This is a genomic window from Lysinibacillus sp. UBA5994, from assembly GCF_002429725.1.
Taxonomy (GTDB): Bacteria; Bacillota; Bacilli; order Bacillales_A; family Planococcaceae; genus Lysinibacillus; species Lysinibacillus capsici.
On the sequence record NZ_DJAU01000056.1, the window covers coordinates 222,121 to 240,090 of the forward strand.

The 17,970-nt window shown below is 36.5% G+C and carries 18 protein-coding genes and 1 pseudogene; 11 read left to right on the forward strand and 8 right to left on the reverse strand.

All coding sequences use genetic code 11. From position 1 onward, the window contains the following. Positions 1–17: 17 nt before the first annotated feature. From B3D98_RS17345 to B3D98_RS17365, 5 genes are all read right to left on the reverse strand, one after another. Positions 18–1,499 (reverse strand): spore germination protein, encoded by a 1,482-nt coding sequence (locus B3D98_RS17345; RefSeq protein WP_048392399.1) that lies wholly within the window; start codon positions 1,497–1,499, stop codon positions 18–20. Then, positions 1,499–2,623, reverse strand: coding sequence for a GerAB/ArcD/ProY family transporter (locus tag B3D98_RS17350; protein ID WP_048392400.1), 1,125 nt, complete (start codon positions 2,621–2,623; stop codon positions 1,499–1,501). The genes B3D98_RS17345 and B3D98_RS17350 overlap by 1 nt, the downstream gene beginning before the upstream one ends. 148 nt (positions 2,624–2,771) lie before the next feature. Continuing rightward, positions 2,772–3,662 (reverse strand): RsiV family protein, encoded by an 891-nt coding sequence (locus tag B3D98_RS17355; RefSeq protein WP_054550465.1) that lies wholly within the window; start codon positions 3,660–3,662, stop codon positions 2,772–2,774. Beyond that, on the reverse strand, positions 3,655–4,173 hold the full coding sequence (locus tag B3D98_RS17360) for an RNA polymerase sigma factor (protein WP_155594023.1): 519 nt from the start codon (positions 4,171–4,173) through the stop codon (positions 3,655–3,657). Before B3D98_RS17360 ends, B3D98_RS17355 begins: the two co-directional genes overlap by 8 nt. Before the next feature lie 154 nt (positions 4,174–4,327). Further along, complete coding sequence (locus B3D98_RS17365) at positions 4,328–5,095, reverse strand: sulfite exporter TauE/SafE family protein (RefSeq protein WP_066037790.1); 768 nt, start codon at positions 5,093–5,095, stop codon at positions 4,328–4,330. Between the two features lie 215 nt (positions 5,096–5,310). Here B3D98_RS17365 and B3D98_RS17370 point away from each other — a divergent pair, with 215 nt between their 5' ends. From B3D98_RS17370 to B3D98_RS17395, 6 genes are all read left to right on the forward strand, one after another. Further along, positions 5,311–5,736 (forward strand): hypothetical protein, encoded by a 426-nt coding sequence (locus B3D98_RS17370; protein ID WP_048392403.1) that lies wholly within the window; start codon positions 5,311–5,313, stop codon positions 5,734–5,736. Between the two features lie 74 nt (positions 5,737–5,810). Then, entirely contained in the window at positions 5,811–6,806 is a 996-nt protein-coding gene (locus B3D98_RS17375) for an LLM class flavin-dependent oxidoreductase (protein WP_281216268.1), read from the forward strand. A 712-nt stretch (positions 6,807–7,518) separates the two neighbouring features. Then, complete coding sequence (locus B3D98_RS17380; protein WP_004230719.1) at positions 7,519–7,908, forward strand: GntR family transcriptional regulator; 390 nt, start codon at positions 7,519–7,521, stop codon at positions 7,906–7,908. Next, entirely contained in the window at positions 7,905–8,594 is a 690-nt protein-coding gene (locus B3D98_RS17385) for an ABC transporter ATP-binding protein (protein WP_048392404.1), read from the forward strand. Before B3D98_RS17380 ends, B3D98_RS17385 begins: the two co-directional genes overlap by 4 nt. Beyond that, positions 8,591–9,418, forward strand: coding sequence for a hypothetical protein (locus B3D98_RS17390; protein WP_288584699.1), 828 nt, complete (start codon positions 8,591–8,593; stop codon positions 9,416–9,418). Before B3D98_RS17385 ends, B3D98_RS17390 begins: the two co-directional genes overlap by 4 nt. A 13-nt stretch (positions 9,419–9,431) precedes the next feature. Further along, positions 9,432–10,646 (forward strand): hypothetical protein, encoded by a 1,215-nt coding sequence (locus B3D98_RS17395; RefSeq protein WP_288584702.1) that lies wholly within the window; start codon positions 9,432–9,434, stop codon positions 10,644–10,646. Between the two features lie 105 nt (positions 10,647–10,751). On the opposite strand, the pseudogene B3D98_RS17400 reads toward B3D98_RS17395, so the two are convergent. Next, a pseudogene (locus B3D98_RS17400) lies at positions 10,752–10,955 on the reverse strand (radical SAM/CxCxxxxC motif protein YfkAB); the annotation flags it as partial. A gap of 222 nt (positions 10,956–11,177) precedes the next feature. Between B3D98_RS17400 and yfkAB the strand changes: the two are divergent. Beyond that, positions 11,178–12,281 carry a radical SAM/CxCxxxxC motif protein YfkAB gene (gene yfkAB, locus B3D98_RS17405; protein ID WP_066037786.1) on the forward strand — a complete coding sequence of 368 codons (1,104 nt, stop codon included), beginning with the start codon at positions 11,178–11,180 and terminating at the stop codon, positions 12,279–12,281. A gap of 280 nt (positions 12,282–12,561) precedes the next feature. Here the strand turns inward: yfkAB and B3D98_RS17410 are convergent, their stop codons facing one another. Continuing rightward, entirely contained in the window at positions 12,562–12,816 is a 255-nt protein-coding gene (locus tag B3D98_RS17410; RefSeq protein WP_288584705.1) for a hypothetical protein, read from the reverse strand. 14 nt (positions 12,817–12,830) lie between these two features. After that, a complete protein-coding gene (locus B3D98_RS17415; RefSeq protein ID WP_288584708.1) occupies positions 12,831–13,613 on the reverse strand; it encodes a hypothetical protein in 783 nt (260 codons plus the stop codon). Between the two features lie 124 nt (positions 13,614–13,737). On the opposite strand from B3D98_RS17415, the gene B3D98_RS17420 reads away from it, so the two are divergent. From B3D98_RS17420 to B3D98_RS17435, 4 genes are all read left to right on the forward strand, one after another. After that, a complete protein-coding gene (locus B3D98_RS17420) occupies positions 13,738–14,442 on the forward strand; it encodes a YjjG family noncanonical pyrimidine nucleotidase (protein WP_004230713.1) in 705 nt (234 codons plus the stop codon). Between the two features lie 161 nt (positions 14,443–14,603). Beyond that, complete coding sequence (nikA, locus tag B3D98_RS17425) at positions 14,604–16,211, forward strand: nickel ABC transporter substrate-binding protein (RefSeq protein ID WP_288584713.1); 1,608 nt, start codon at positions 14,604–14,606, stop codon at positions 16,209–16,211. 5 nt (positions 16,212–16,216) lie between these two features. Then, complete coding sequence (locus B3D98_RS17430) at positions 16,217–17,158, forward strand: ABC transporter permease (RefSeq protein WP_216486044.1); 942 nt, start codon at positions 16,217–16,219, stop codon at positions 17,156–17,158. Beyond that, complete coding sequence (locus B3D98_RS17435; RefSeq protein WP_103118352.1) at positions 17,158–17,961, forward strand: ABC transporter permease; 804 nt, start codon at positions 17,158–17,160, stop codon at positions 17,959–17,961. The genes B3D98_RS17430 and B3D98_RS17435 overlap by 1 nt, the downstream gene beginning before the upstream one ends. Positions 17,962–17,970 lie beyond the last annotated feature (9 nt).

Here is a 17,970-nt window from a genome sequence, read left to right on the forward strand (position 1 = left end):
CACAATGGATAGGGATGCTATTTGTTTTTATGTGGAGAATCTTTGTTCTCATGCCCTTTTGAAGTTCGTGTATAATCTTGAGGAGCAAGCGCTTTGTTCCGCTCAGTATAGCCTTTGGGTGATAATCGAAAGATGGATTTTTTAATGGTTGCCCAATTTAGATCTGTTGCTAGATTCATGTAAGAGTAGCCGTAAATTCGAATATTACTTAAATAAAGCAGTGTCAGGTATAAAGAAACAAAGAAGCCAAATAACCCGAAAAAGGCACTAGCAAAGATAAAGGCAACGCGTAATATGCTAACTGAAGTAACAAGTGACTGATTCACTAATGTAAAGGAAGCAATGGTAGAAATAGCGATGACAACGATCATTTCAGGACTCGTTACACCTGCTCGAATGGCTGCATCCCCAATAATTAATCCACCTACAACACTGATGGTCCCACCAATAACGGAAGGGAGACGCAAGCCTGCTTCACGAAATAATTCAAACATCAGCAGCATCAGCAACATTTCAAGCGAAGAGGGGAGCGGTAAGCCAGCCTTCGCTTGCACGACGGTTGCGAGTAGTTGAAGCGGCAGTTGGTTTTGGTGATAGGTTGTCAAGGCAAGCCAGAATGCAGGAAGTAGTAAGCCGATTAAAATACCAAATATTCTTAATAATCGTTCCAGTGAACTGAAAATAATAGGATATTCATTATCCTCAGCTGATTTCAGTAAGAGAAACAAATTGACAGGGGTAATGATGGCATAGGCGACGCCATCTACAAAAATAATAAAACGTCCTCTTGCTAAGGCCTGAACCGCATAATCAGGTCGTCCAGTATAATCAAACTTCGGAAAAAGCTTGGAATTTTTATTCACCCGTTCCATCAATAAATCGCCACTAAAAACAATATCTGTATCAACAGCAGCAAGCTGCTTTTTGATGCCATGTAAAATATCCATATCCACAATATCATCAAAATAAAGAATGGCTACCGTAGTTTTTGATCGTTTCCCAAGCTCCACTTTTTCCACACAAAATGAGTTGGTCGGCAAGCGTTTTCTTATGAGTGCGATATTGACGCGAATATCTTCAATGAAATTATCTCTGGGCCCTTTAACAAGAACCTCCATGCGCGTTTCTTCAGGCTGGCGATTCGGCTTTTGGGCAATATTGCTTGCATATAAAAGATTGTCTTCGTCAAAATACAACAACAAGAAGCCACTATAGACAAAAGTTATCAGCTGTTCCTTGTCTTGTACTTTTTGAATACTTGGAACATGAAGATGCCTTGCGATATTCTCTTCAAAGGGAACCTCATCCAAATGATCATATAAATATTGAATACGTTGAATAATCACTTCATTAAGCATTTGTTGATCAATCATAGCATCACACGTAATAAAGTGTACTTTCTGCTGATTAAACATATATTCCTGAAATTGAATATCTGCTGATTTTTGAAATAATTTTCTGAGCGTACTAAGATCTAGCGCTTGTTCTTGCTGAGGCATTATGATTCACCACTTTTCTTATCTTGTTTTTCAGTTTTCCCCTTTTTAGAAGATTTATCCGACAAGAAAGCTACGACTACGAAAAATATTGACAGTAAAAAGAAAAAAATAAAAGTGGCTGCCAGAATATAATTTCCTTTTACTTTTAAAAATAGGCTTTCATTTAGCATGATTAATGGTAAACAAAGAATAAAGAAGGGAGGAGCAAGCATTTGCCATATACGCTTGGGATCTCCTGTCATCTTCAATAAATCTGCCACAATGTACAAAAGGAAGCTAACACGAATAAAGGTTCCTGTCAGCCATTGATAAATGGAGAAAAAGTCAAGATGCTCGATATAGCGACCGATTGTCACTAATCCCCATTCTTCGTAGGCAGGATAGCGTTGCTTAGCCGCTTCATTCGGTCCAAATTCTGTAATGGCTCCAATTAAAGGTCCTAATGTCAGTCCTACTAAAATGGCCAGCATAATAGCAAAGTGGTACCAGCGAATACGTTCCTTAAATTGATGCTGTAAAAATAGCAACATTAAAAGCTCAATAAACCCTGATGCAGGGAAAATCATACCTCGCAAGACAGGCTGGAATCCATGTTCAAAAAATGGACGTAATAATTCATAATCTTTTACCTGCATGTTCGTAAAGGCCACGAAAAAGCCAAAGATAACTACTCCGAATAATACAAAAACGTTTAAAATGACGAGCGTCTGTAAGCTAGTCGTCACAAGAAGAATACACAGAATGACGTAGATAAATAGTAAGATAATTACAGGGGTTTGCGGTAAAAATGTAGTATTAATCCATTGCAGTGTTTCAACCATTGTAAAAGCTGCGATAATCATTAAAAAAATAGCAACTGTATAAATAACAATAGTAGAGCCAATTTTCCCGATTTTTGAATCGAGCCAATCTCGGATGGGCTCCTGATTAGATTTTGATTGAATATATACTAATAAAAATAGCCAAAAGAAAATAATTCCTCCAGCAAACAATACCGATAGCCAGCCATCTCTTTTGGCCACATCTAGTAGTGGAGGAATAATGGTTACATGATTTTTTAAGCCAATAACAGTCATTGATAGGAAGATGACATGTAAAATACTGATTGATCCTACACTTTTCATGTTGAAAACCCTCTAACATTGATTGATACATATTAGCTTTGACAAAAAAAGTCGGCTTTATAAGCAGAAAATGGTATGGTTTCATGAAAAAACGAGGTATTGGATGACACCATCATCCAATACCTCGTCATAGGAAAAGTAAGCTAAATTAATGAATATATTTTGTGCTTACAAGATCTTCTTTTAAGACATCTGTTGGGATTTCAAACTCTACAACGCCCATATAGCCAGGTGCCACTTCATATTTATCAAAGGAAATCACAAGCTTGCCTTTATCAGAAATGTAGAATTGCTGATCAGGTTTAATAGTTGTAAATTCCTCCATTAACTCTTCATCGGCAAGGCCAGCACCCTTTACCCAATAAACTTTATCTTGATTCGATTCAGCTATTTGTGTACGCATTTGTTCTTTAATATTTTCACTAATTGTTTCAATATAGTGTTGATCTTTAAAGAGCATAGGTAAAGTAATTAAAATTTCGTTTTCTTTATCGATCGTATCGTATTCCATCACCGTTGAAGAAGAAGCAACGGTATTCACTACATAGCGGCCAATCGACAAAATTTGTTCGTTATCAGTTTTGATTTCGTAGCCACTATCAATACCTAAATGACCACCGCCATTTAATTTTAAATCGCCCACTTCTGCCATAAATTCATCGTAAAGTGTCTTACCTTCTGCACGATATTTTTCATTTAATGTATTCGCCAGATCTTGATTTTCTAAGTTTTCAATAGAAGGTACTTTAATGTTGGCATCATAATTATCTTCAGCCACTTCATATTCTGTCCAAGTCAATACTTTTATCACACTACCAACCACGGGAATTTCTGAGAGTGTGCGTGCCATTGCAGGACTTACATTTAAACCAGCTGTAAATAGCATGGCTGCAGCGGCAGATCCAAGGACCCATTGAGGTGTACGATTTTTTTTCTTTTTTCGACCTTGCTTAAGTGCTTTTTCAACCACGAAGTCTAGCTCTTTTGGAATCGGGACTTTCATATATTGTTTTTCTAACTCCTGTAATTTTTTATCCATGTGCAGTTTCTCCCTTCACATCTTCCAATTGGATTTTCAATAGTTTTAATGCTTTATAAAGACGCGATTTGGCTGTACTCAATTTAATGTCGAGGATGTTCGCCACGTCAGCGAGTTTTAAATCCTCGAAATAATGGAGAATGACAACCTCTCGATACATTTGCGGGAGTTCATCCAACGCATGCTCCAAGTCAACATTCTCATAAACATCCTCTTGAGCAGGTGTTAAATATTGTAATGTATCATCATCTGTCACTTGTAAGCGTTTATGCTTACGTAAAAAATCTATGGCTGTACGGACAACTATTTTATAAAACCAGCTTTTCATATAGGTCACATTCTCAAGTCGATCTAATGAAAGCATGGCTTTTTGGATACTGTCTTGTACAACATCTAGTGCGTCCTGTTCATTTTTTGTATAGCTATACGCGAGCAAATAAAAACGCTCTTTTTGTTCTCGAATGAATTGGACAAACACCTCTTCATGTTGAAATGCATTTCTTGTTTTCATGTCCAAAGAAGCTCCTTTTTTAACATTGTCAAATTGTATACATTTACTAGACGTACGAGGAGAGGGAAAAAGTTGATACCATGAAAAAAACTTACCCCAATTGAGATAAGTTTGATCCTTCTATAGTATTGGCATACGTTAGTATAACGGCTGATCATGAAAAATAGTCATATGTATTTTTCAAGAGTAATAGAATGGTCACAACGATAAATAATTTACGTACATAGCCACTGCCGCGTTTAATGGCAAATTTTGAACCAACAATAGCTCCTGCAATTTGCGCAAGACCCATTGGTAGTCCATAGGCATAATTTATTTGTCCTAAGTATATAAACATAAGGAGGGCAGCTACATTACTGCCGAAATTTAAAAATTTGGCGTTTCCTGCTGATTGTAAAAAATCATAGCCAACTATGAGAAAAGCAAAGAGTAGAAACGAGCCTGTCCCAGGACCTAAAAAGCCATCATAAAAGCCAATAAGTGTAATCACGAAAACAAAAATAATAGAACGCTTAGGGGTTAATTGTTTAAAGGTGGTCATACTGCCCCAGTCTTTTTTAAAGATGGTATAAATGGCAACGACTGCAAGCATAATCAGCATTAATGGCTTCAGTACACTTGGGTCCATTAAGTGGACAATCCAAGCACCCAGCATAGAGCCAAAAAAGACGAAGGGGAATAGCTTATAGACGGCTTTTATATCTAGTTTACCAGAGCGATAAAATGTCACTGTGCTAGTAAGGGAACCCATTGTACCTGCCAATTTATTGGTTGCTACTGCAGCAGAGGGAGGAAGACCAACGAACATAAGAGCTGGTAATGAGATAAGCCCACCTCCTCCAACCACTGAATCAATAAAGGCTGCTAAAAAACCGAAGAGGATTAAAATTAATAAAATATTTACATCTAAATCAAAAGGCACAAAAGGTCATCTCTTTTCTATCATAATAATCTGATAGTAGCGAACTGAGGATAGGCTGTAAATACTCTAGCTGCTATTTTTTAATAGAAATAAGTGAAGTGATCTGATAGAAAATGACGACAATTTCTACATAACTCAAAAAAATTCTACTTGGAGTCATTATTTTGATGTATTATGTAGATAATGGTGTTTTTACGTAAAGGGGACGTGATGACATGAGTTTAGGAAATCATATACGTGTATTTCTCTGTGTTGTGTTTATGGGAGTACTTGTAGGGTATGTCTTTAATGCAAAAAAAGATATAACAGATCATGAGTATATTGATACCGTAAAGGAAGGCTATTTGGAGAATTTTTCAGATGTCACAGTTCGAAATGCGTTTAATTACGCTTTTTATGAACCTTACTGGCGCTATTATGAAGCAAAAACTGGGGAGCAAGTTGTAGAATTGTCAGGTGATATTACGTTTCAAGACGAAAAAGGACATGCTATTCTCCAATTTGTCGTGAACGAACAAACGCAGCAATTTTCCCTAGAGGCAATGAAATTTAAAGAAGTCGTATTAAACCAGCAACAACAACAAAAGCTTGTTGGCATGGTCTATCACACTTGGGAAAAGAAACAACTAGCTTATGAGTAAGGTTTTTTATTTTGTAAATCATCCAAACTGTATTACAGTAAAAGGGGGAGCTAGAGACAGAGAGGATGTTTTACATGAGATTAAGTATTTTAGATCAAATGCCGATTCCAAAAGGTCATTCTGCAGAAGAGGCCTTCCAACGTACAGAACAGCTGGCATTGCTAGGTGAAGAGCTTGGCTATCACCGTATGTGGCTTGCTGAACACCATAATAGCCAGTCATTGGCGAGTTCAGCTCCTGAAGTAACTGCTGCTTTTTTAGCTGCTAAAACACAGCGGCTTCGCATTGGTACGGGTGGTGTCATGATGATGCATTATTCACCCTATAAGCTAGCAGAGGTCTTTAAAACATTATCGGGGCTGGCACCCAATCGTATTGATTTTGGTGTGGGGAGAGCTCCTGGTGGTGATCATGCCGCTATCTATGCCTTGGCAGAGGGAAGACGACAACGCTTCACAGAACAGTATGATAAGCTAGAAATCATATTAAAACTAATGAATAATCAAAAAACAGGTGAACATGTCTATGATCAAGTCGTTGCAGCTCCTGCTCATATTTCATTACCAGAGGCTTGGTTACTAGGTTCTAGTGGTCAGAGCGCAATGCAGGCTGGCCAGCTGGGAGTAGGCTATTCGTATGCACAATTTTTCACGGGCAATATGTCAAAGGATATCTTTGATGCCTATAAAGCCTATTTTACGCCTTCTTATTATATGGATAAACCACAAATCATTGTGACATATGCAGCAACAGTTGCCCCAACCCTAGAAGAAGCGGAATATTTAGCTAAACCGATTGATATTTCTCGTCTTCAATTAATGAAAGGGCAAATCATTCAAACAATGTCACCCGAAGAAGCGAAAGATTATCCATTAACTGAAATGGATAAATTGACGATTGACAATAATCGCAAGGCGAATCTTGTCGGGACACCCCAAGACATTGCTACTTTTTTAAGCGCTGAGCAAGAACGCTATGGCTTTGATGAAGTGATGCTAAATTGCAATCAATATGAATTAGAAAGTCGTTTAAATACCTATAGATTCCTTGCAAAGGAATTAATTAGATAAGAGGAAAAGCCATATTCATCTGAATATGGCTTTTATGTATTTAGCTGAATTAGAATAACGGCTTTACAATTAGAAAAACCCGGAAATAAATTTCCGGGTCTGATTACCACTTACATTTTCTGCTCCATGACACACTGCCTCGCTTCCGCATAGGATCTTAAGATATTCCTAAGAAATCTGTACTTTAGCTTATTCAGTTTTGATGGTCCTTCTGAGTTATCGATCAATCGCACTCATCGGGTTAACCCTCCTAGTCATTGGATTTGAAGTGAAATCTTTAATAGTATAGCTCAACTTCTATTTCTTATACCTCTTGTGAACATAAAATATTTTTTGTGCTAAAAAATAATTACAAGAAAACATACAGTCATTACCAGTTAACAATGAAGATAAAAACACTCGTCTGTTTGAAGAAAAGTATATTTGCATCCATGATGTACATGCTACTTGTACAACTGGCTGTGATTTTAATTATTGATAGATATTTCCATAAATGTGGTTGACTTAAAATGTGTATTAAGCATATAATACATTTCAAGAAGTGTATTAACTGTTTAATACATTTTTTTATTGTCGGTGTATTAAGCGCTTAATACGCTGAGGTGTTAACGAGAGAAAAAATATGTTCATGTTGATAGGTGCAACCCATCATTCTACATACTGTGTATTAAGTGTTTAATACGCGGAATTAATTTTTGAGGAGTTGAGTTATTTGACTATAAATTTTAACAATCGGGACCCGGTGTATGTCCAAGTGATTCGGCATTTGAAAGAACAAATTGCCAAGGGATTTTATGAGCCAGGTCAGGAGATTCCATCCAGAAGGGAATTAGCCAATCAGTTAAAGATTAACCCAAATACTGCGCAACGAGCTTATAAGGAAATGGAGGAACAAGGATTGATTTTTACAGAGGGGAATATGCCTAGCTGCATTACGAAAGATGAAGCAGTCCTTAAAAATGTCCGTGAGGAATTAATTATCGAAGCGGTTGACTTATTTTTAGGCTCTATTAAATCTATCGATGTGCCTTTAGCCGAAGTATTGGAACTTGTAAAGAAAAAACATGATGCCGAAAGCGGAGAAGCGGAGGAGTCGAAATGATAGAAGTAAAAAATGTTAACAAAAAATACGGCAGGAAACAGGTTTTAAAAGACATTTCTTTTACTGCAGAAAAAGGAGAGATTACTTGTTTAATAGGAATAAATGGTGTAGGTAAGACGACCATTATGAAAGCTATTATGGCGCTCACACCAATTAATAGTGGTGAAATTTTAATGGATGGAGAAAAAATCACAAAAGAAAGTTTTGAAAAAATAACCTTCATCCCAGACACAATAACGATGTTGCCACAAATGAAAATCAATGAAGCTTTTGCGTTCATGGCTGATTTTTATAAAAGCTGGAATCCTCAGAGGGCAGAAGAATTACTACAATTTTTTAAACTTGATCCGAATGAACGTATTGCTAACTTATCGAAAGGAAATACAGCAAAAGTGAATATGCTACTGGGATTGTCACTTGATGTCGATTATTTACTGATGGATGAACCATTCTCTGGCATTGATATTTTCTCTCGTGAGCAGATTGCAGAGGTGTTTACAAGCCATTTAATTGAAGAACGTGGTGTCATTATAACAACGCATGAAATTAGTGATATTGAGCATTTGATTGATAAAGCAGTCCTTATGGATGACGGTGCAGTATTGAGGGAATTTAGCGTGGAGGAAGTACGTGAAAATGAAGGGAAATCAGTGGTTGATGTGATGAGGGAGGTATATCGAGCATGAAAAACTATTTAAAACTTGTTAATTTTGAAGTAAATCGATTTTTTAAATTGTATTTGATTTTAATAGGCTTGACCATGCTCAGCCAGCTTATTGGAGCGGGAATTATCTCACAAACCTATATGAAAAATGCTAAACAGTTGATGGCAGAAAACCAGTTATCCATGAACCAGTATGTGGAGCAATACGGGACTTTTTCTTTCGATCGATTCACTGATTCAGAATGGTTTCTGCTGCCAATCTTTTTTTGTATCGCCATGTTGATGATTTATGTTTTCTTTATTTGGTATCGAGATTGGTTTGGTAAAAATACATTTATTTACAGATTATTCATGTTACCAACTGAAAGAATCGCCATTTATTTTGCGAAATTAACGACGATTATGCTTTTAGTTCTTGGCTTGATTGCTTTGCAAATCTTGCTAATTTTGATGGAAAAACAAATAGTGAATAAGATTATACCAATAGACCTCCAATCAAATTTCTCAATTTATGCTAGTTCTACTTTAAATATGTGGAGGTGGCTGTATCCGACTAGCTTTACAGAGTTTATCCTGGTATATGCACTTGGGTTACTTTTCGTGGCAGTAATATTTACCGCGATTTTAATTGAGCGAAGTTATGGTTTAAAAGGGATTTTTTACGCTATTTTTTATGGCTTACTGTCACTTGGGGTATTTTTTGCTCCAATCCTATTAGTTAATGTTTATACAAATTACTTTTACCCACTTGAAATTTTCTTAATGGTTCTGGTAACGAGCATAATCGTTTTAGGCAGTGCCATTTGGATTGCGAATCATTTATTAAAATATAAAATCAGGGTCTAGAGGAGGTATAACAATGAAAAAATATTGGAAAACAATCAGTATTTGTTTCTTCATCGTGGTATTTATCAGTTCTTACTATATCCAAAAAACAGCAATGGCTTCTAAAAATGATAGAACCTATAAAATTGAAACGATCAGCGGAAATAAGGAAGAAATCGAAAATCTTATTCTTCAAACAAGTTATCAGAGTAATGATCTTTATCATATGTTGTACATATCAAAGGATGGTTCCACGAATCCCAATAATCAGTCTTTTTTTAGAGATTTGATGGCACCGAATGAACCTATGATTCTTCGAAAATATATTGAGGAACACCGTAATTTTATGCGTGGGAAAGAATTTGATCCAAGAAAATATTTTGAAGACAAATCACGTTTGATTTACACAACGTTTTTAGATGATGGTCGAAAAGAAGCTAGCAATGTCGTAACGCTTCAAATTGATACACTTGATAAAAATACAAATGACAGTTCTTCCTTTAAAATCGATATACCAGTCAAAGCAAGCTATGATTGGATTAATGTGAATGACGTTTACGTGGGAAATGGAAAAATAAATATATTAACAACCAACTATTTATCAGCCAATTATCTTATAAAAGGTAGGGAAGAGTTGCATGTCTATTCGATTGATGAGAACAAGAAGGAATTAGTAAAGGATGCCATCCTTGCAGAATTAGTGTCAGAAGAAAGAGGCACTTCCAGTATCCGTATTTTTAATGAATACAATACTACTACTCAAAACGAAAATTATTATTTATATATGGTAGAAAAATACAGTGATCGAAAAGAGGATACTGAGCTAGAAGTTATCTCTAGTCAAATATATCTCTATAATAATGCCAAGAATGAAGCAGAGGAATGGACTATGCCAGAAGAATTAAAACCCTATCGGAAGACAATGCTGATTCATAAAGAAACGATATACATTCCTGTTTATTCAGCCAATGGACTAACATTGAATCGTTATCATATTGAAAAGGAGCAGTGGGAAGAACCCTTAACCCTTCAATATTCAAGCATTGCGAATGAGAATGATGCACCATATTTACGTATAGCAGAGGGGAAATTTTATTTAGTATATCGTGTTTCTGATGGACAGTGGTTGTCTATCGTTGATTTACGTACAGGTGGATTGATTTATGAAGGGAAAATCATTTCCGAAGACAAAAAAAATCAAGAGGCGGATTCCTCTCTTAGGATCGAACAATTATATACGATGCATTAAAGAGCAGGCATAAGGACAACCTACAATTTATAACGCCATATGTAAAAGAAACTCCATGTTGATCAGTCTTTGTTCAACATGGAGTTTCTTTCTTTATCGATGAACTTATACATGAGCAGAGCCACTCACAAACGCGGCCTCAGGATAATACATATTTTTTACAAGTACATTTGGCCCTAAGCATTTGACTGCTGGACAATGGCAGTTAAGCGATTTTGCCAAGTCGGTTGCCATCCATTTATCAAAAATCAATGGTAGTTCGTCATGTACAATATTGCCGAGGGCTGGTGTGTCACCAAAGTCGGTAATTTAACTCCTTGTAATTACAAAGTGGCGCAAGAAAAATTAATTGTATAGAAGATAAAAGAGGATACGAAGATAGAGTTGTCAGAAATAGAGCAGATGTAAACAAAATAATAAAAAAGTTATAATAAAGATTAAGTTCGATTCCGAGATAATTTATAAATAAATGCACTTTAAAAATTATTTTATCTGTGCGAAAATTATAAGCATGGAAAGGAAGTTTTTTATATGTTTACAGTACAGAAAACTCATGATGAATGGGAAAGTTACCATGACATTGATAGGTATGGGAAATTAACTTTATCAAATATTGAATTTACTACAACACATTTATGTAATATGAGATGTTCGCATTGTGCAGTTGGCTACACATTATTAACCAAAGAATTACCAGCATTACCTACAGAAGAAATTATCCACAAGTTAGATGAGGTGGAAACTTTACGTACAATGAGTTTTACAGGTGGAGAACCTTTAATGACTAAAAAGGGAATAAAGGAAAATTTGTTACCACTTTTGAAATACGCTAAGGGTAGGGGAATTAAGACGCAAATTAATTCGAATTTAACTTTGCCTATGTCTCATTACGAATTAATTGCTCCTTATCTAGATGTTATGCACATATCGCATAACTGGTGTGATGAAAAAGAATTTGTTGAAACAGGCTTCGCTATGATGGATAAGCAACCTTCAATTGAATATAGAGGCAATTTATATCGTAATATTTTCGACAATGCAAGGGAACTTTCCAAAGGAGGGATGTTTGTATCAGCAGAAACAATGTTAAATCGTAATACTGTCCCCTATATGGAGAAAATTCATAATGAAGTGGCTAACGAAATGTTATGTAAGCGACACGAAATTCATCCTATGTATGCTAGTGACTTCGCTGAAAATTTAGAAGTTATTAGTTTGGAGGAATACAGAAAAGTTGTGAATGAAATTCTTGATTATAGAAATAAAGACATATGGGTATTGTTTGGTACATTGCCATTTTACCCTTGTAGTCAAGATGAGCGAGATTTAGCGTTAATCAAGCGAATCAATAGTGAACATAATATAACAATCAGAAATGATGTTGATGGACGATCAAGAATGAATTTAAATATTTTCACAGGGGATATATCGGTTACGGATTTCTCAGATGACGGTTCGGCTTTCGGAAATATAAAAAATGAATCATTACCTCAAATTTACGAACGGTGGTTAGATTCCAATATTTCTAAATCAATTAATTGCCACTGTCCAGCAGTCAAATGTTTAGGACCAAATGTAATTGTAAAGAATATGTATTATCCTGATAAAACATTTATTAGTGGCTCAGTTAAATAATGAAATGAAGACCTCCATTGGAATAACCATTGGAGGTTTCTTAGGGATATACTATATAATTTTTCTACTCAGTTTAAATTTAAAAGTTTTTCAAAACACAATTTACTTGTACCTTAATACACAAAGACAAAGGCCTACAGCCTGTTATTCACAGGCTTTGTGTCTTTGTAAGACTCTTTTTAAACAGTCGTTTTACTCTTTATCTGAATTTGAGGTTTTGTCATAAAATGTAACAAGAAATTGTTGGCTGATCTTAGTTTACTGACATGGTGTTGATTGATTAAACAGCAGTAGTACCCCAAAATATACTGATTCCAAAAGCTACTACTACTCCAGCAAAAACCCAACCCATAGCGTACTTCCTTAGTCTAAAGTTATTTATACTCAACATTAAAAAGCAAAAAGTCATAACAACTTGTATCCAAATTGGTCTATCAAAACTCTCTTTATGCCAAATGAAAGAATAAAGAACCCCGATAACCATAATAGACAGCACTACTAACGCAATTCTATTAAATATGCTAGACTTTTGCAAACCTATAAACCTCCTTAATATGGCTTTGTATTAAAATACCAATCACCAGTACCTCTTAATTGTTCATTCATACTAAAACCTGCAACGGAAGCAATTACTCTAACGTTATCGTTTCTAATTGCATGGTATTTTGTTCCATATCCTGTATCAACTAGACCCTTAGTTCTGTACTGATCATATGTGATTTTCCCAGAAAATGTCTTAGATACTATAAGTGTGGCGAACCCTACAGCCCCAGCCCAATTTCCTATTACTGATGCAATTTGTTTTTTAGTAATTGCAGCTCCGATAATTCCTCCAATTGCAATAACACCACCAATTACTGTCACAATATCAGATACATCTGTGACCATTTTATCGAAATTGATTTTTGCAGTTGACATATAGACAGGTGTATAATCATCTGCTTTATAAGCACTAAATATAGGTTGGGAATCATCATTGACTTTAGTAGGGTCAACAAACTCTTCAAAAGATAATTCCACTTTTTCTCCGTCCATTATAGCAAAAGAATCACCTTCATTATATTCAAATGTATGAATTTTGTTACCAGTTGTAGTAGTTAACAACATTTTATCACCATTATATTCAATGTTAAAATCTGTTTCACCTTCATCATAAACTAATGTGAATGTTTGGCCAGATTCGGTAAAATTTAAGTTCTCTATATTAGAAAACTCATTCTCATTAGAAGCTGCAAACGTATTTTGTGTACCAGCCAATGATAATGGACCAGCTAAAAGTAATGCTACGACTATGTTACCTGTAAGTATTTTTTTGTGTGGACGGATAAGCATGTGTATAAAGCGCATACATGTTCTAATATTCTGTCATAGGGCATTTTACTGTTATTTTTCATAAAAAACGTTATCATGATATAGAGTAAATAGTCACAATGCATCGAAGAAAGTGGGAATGAATATGACGAAATATGAGATATTATTGTTTGACGTAGATGATACATTACTAGATTTTGATTTAGCTGAAAATGCAGCACTTGACCGCATGTTCAGAGAGGAAAAGATAGCCACTACGCCCGAGATGATTGCGCGCTACAAAGAAATTAATGAATCGATGTGGCGAGCTTTTGAGCGTGGGGAAGTGACAAAAAATACACTACATAATACAAGATTTGCGGTTGCTTTAAAGGAATTTGGGATGGAGGTCGATGGCGTCTACTTTGAATCGCTATTCCAAAAATACTTACAGGAAGCACATCATTATGTAGAGGGAGCTTATGAAGTCATCGCTCAACTAGCCAATCACTATCATTTGTATGTCGTATCAAATGGCGTAACGTTGACACAAAATAAACGACTAGTGGATGCCGATTTAGCACAATATTTTAAAGGCATCTTTATCTCCGAGCAAACGGGCTATCAAAAACCAATGCCGGCCTTTTTTGATTATGTATTTGAGCGGATTGAGCATTTTGATAAAGCTAAAACGCTTATAATCGGCGATTCTTTGACATCAGACATTAAAGGCGGATTGCTGTCAGGCATTGATACATGCTGGTTTAACATCCGCAATGTTGAAAATACGAGTGATATTGAACCACATTATGAAATTAAAAAATTGCATGAGTTACATGAGCTATTGCATACAAAAATAGCACTATATTAAGACAGAAGGCACTTCCTTTGTTCCGTGGACAGAGGAGGTGTTTTTTTATGTCTTTAAGATTTATTTTTGAATATCTACTTTACAAAAAGTCATGAATCATTTAAAATTCGATTTTGAATGATAATAGTAATCATTACTATTTAAGTGAAGGGGAAAGTATATTGAAAAAAATAATGAGTTTACTAGTTCTATTGATTGTGAGTGGAAGTATGCTTGTGGCCTGCGGAAATTCAGATGACAAGACAAAAAAAGACAAGGCAAAAGGTGAAAATGAACATGTTTTAACCATTTCTTGGCCAAAGGATATTGGAGAAGTAAATCCACACCTGTATGCACCAAATGAAATGTTTGCTCAGGCCATGATATACGATCCGCTTGTACGCTATGGAAATGATGGGCAAATAGAGCCAGGATTAGCAACAGCATGGGAAATGTCTCAAGACGGTAAGAGCTACATATTTACATTACGAGACAATGTCTTGTATTCAGACGGCTCTCAGCTTACGGCAGACAATGTTAAACGTAATATCGAAACTGTAGTGGAGAATATTGCACCGCATAGTTGGCTAGAAGTGGTGGCAGTCATTGATCGGGTAGAAGTCTTAGATAAGCTGAAATTACAGATTCATTTAAAAGAGCCTTACTATCCATTTTTACAGGAGTTAACGTTGATTCGTCCATTACGTATGTTAGGGGATAGTGGCTTCCCAGCAAGTGGGACAACCAAAGATGGCATTGAAAAAGCGGTTGGAACAGGTCCTTGGATTTTAACTGATTACAAGCAAGACAATTTTGCTGAATTTTCACGTAATGAGCATTATTGGGGAGAGAAGCCTAAGCTAGAAAAAGTCATCGTCAAAATTATTCCTGATTCACAAGCACGTATGATGGCACTTGAAAAAGGAGATATTGATTTAATTTTCGGAAGTGGTCAATTAGCACCTGAGGAACTCCGAGTTTTGGAGAAAAATCCCCAATATCAAACGCTAATTTCTGAACCTTCCTCTACTAGAATACTATCTTTCAATTCAGACTATGGCGTGACGCAAGATAAAGATGTCAGACTTGCTTTGCAGTATGCTTTTGATCGACAAACAATTATTGAACATGTATTAAATGGCATTGAACAAGAGGCCAAGTCTTTATTTGCTCCAGGATTTCCGTATAGTGATATTCCATTTGAGTCTTACAGCTATGATTTAGAAAAAGCCCAGCAACTATTGGATAAAGCAGGCTGGATCTTTGAAGAAGGGGCTCCGTTTCGATCCAAAGACGGTCAAGCACTGACCATCACAATTCCATATAACAGTAATGACCAAGTGCATAAATCTATATTTGAATATTTACAGGGCGCATGGCGTGAATTAGGCGTAGATGTCAAATTGATTGGAGAAGAAGATCAACTTTTCCGAACGCGAAGTAAAACAGGTGAGTTCAATGTCATTATGAATGATACGTGGGGGGCACCTTATGATCCCCATATGTATTTACGAATGATGACGGGGGAAAAGCAAATTGGCCATTATGCGTTAAAAGGCACAGCACATTCAGAACAATTAGCAGCAAATATTGCGAAAGTGATTCGATCAACTGATGAATCAGAGAGACAGAGCCTGTATGAAGCCATTTTACAAACCATTCATGAAGAGGCGATTTTCATGCCATTATCTTATCGGACAAATTATTTGGTGGCCAATCAACGTCTAGCCAATTTATCGTTTTCTATGCAGCAATTTGAAGTGCCGCTGAATCAATATGAGGTGAAGTAGTCAAAATGGTGCCATTTTTTGTTAAACGGCTAGCAAGTATGTTACTGGCGTTGTTTGGTATTACCATCATCGCCTTTGGATTAATTCGCTTTATTCCTGTTGATCCTGTTGAAGCTTATTTTACAATCAATCAAATTCCTGCTACTGAAGAGGCCATGACAAGTATGCGTGAAGAAATGGGTCTAGATCAACCTTTGTGGATGCAATATATTGCTTGGCTCAGCCATGCATTGCAATTAGATTTTGGAACATCCTTTGTATCGAAAAAGGCCGTGGCAACAGAACTATTTCAACGCTTTGAGACAACATTACTTTTAGCGGTAACAGCGTTGGTCATAATTATTGTCATTAGCTTTTCTATTGGCATTTGGTCTGCAAGAAAAAACGGTGGATGGCTCGATTGGTTTACACGTACAGCTATCTTTACAATTGCCTCTATGCCAAGTTTTTGGCTGGCCTTTCTCTTCATTTATACAGTGGCCTTGAAATGGGGCGTACTACCTCTCATGGGGTGGGGAAGTTTTGCTCATGTCATTTTACCATCGATAACACTGGCTTTAGGATTTATCCCTTATTACATTAGGCTCATCCGCTCAAGCATGAGAGAAGAAATGAAGAAACCGCATGTTCTATTTGCCCGTGCAAGAGGTGTAAAAGAAACGGTTATTTTGCGTTCACATATTTTCAAAAGCATTTTACCACAACTTATCACATCCCTTGCCATGACCTGTGGAGGCCTATTAGGGGGTGCAGCGATTATTGAGAATGTTTTTGCCATTTCTGGCGTGGGACACTTTATTGTGGAGGCCATGTTAGCAAGGGACTACGCTGTACTACAAGCTTTTATCGTCATCATTGGGGGATTGTATATCACTATCAATTTTATAGCAGATATACTATGTGCGGTTGTTGATCCACGTGTCAGGCTGAAAGGAGGCGCTCTATAGTGAAAAAAAATTTGCCACTCATCATCAGTAGCTTGCTCGTACTCATGCTGGTGGTAATGGCTCTATTTGCTCCTTGGTTAGCGCCTCATGATCCTTATACAACAGATATAGCCAATAAATTACAGGGATTTTCTATGCATTACCCCTTAGGTACAGATCACCTGGGGCGCTGTGTGCTCTCTCGTTTATTATTTGGTACGCGCACCTCTCTGCTACTAGCCTCTGGCGTACTATTCATTACCTTAATCATTAGCATCATCGTAGGGTGTCTGGCAGGGTACATCGGTGGGCTGGTTGATCTAGTATTAATGCGTATTTGTGATGTTCTTCTCTCCATTCCTGATTTTATTTTTGCCCTTGTCATTGTAGGTGCGTTAGGTGGTGGCGTTAAAAATATGTTTGTGGCAATTTGTTTTGTGTCGTGGGTAGGTTTTGCGCGTATTATTCGCAATATGGTGCGTTCTTTAAAAGAAAGCACTTATGTACAATATGCACGGCTGACAGGTGTACCGAAACGAAAAATTATAAGGAGGCATATATTGCCGTTTGTCTTTCCACAAATATTTTTGTTAAAACTAATCGGGCTTGGCTCCACAATACTTTTAATTTCGGAGCTGTCGTTTTTAGGGCTAGGTGTTACGGCACCGATGGCAGAATGGGGCATGATGATTAATGATAGTAAAACCTATTTAATGAGTGAACCAACGCTTATGTTTATACCAGGTATCATGATCTCATTAACCGTTCTTATTTTTAATTGGTTTGGGGATGCCCTTCGTACGGCTATGGATGCCAAAGTATAAGAAGAGGTG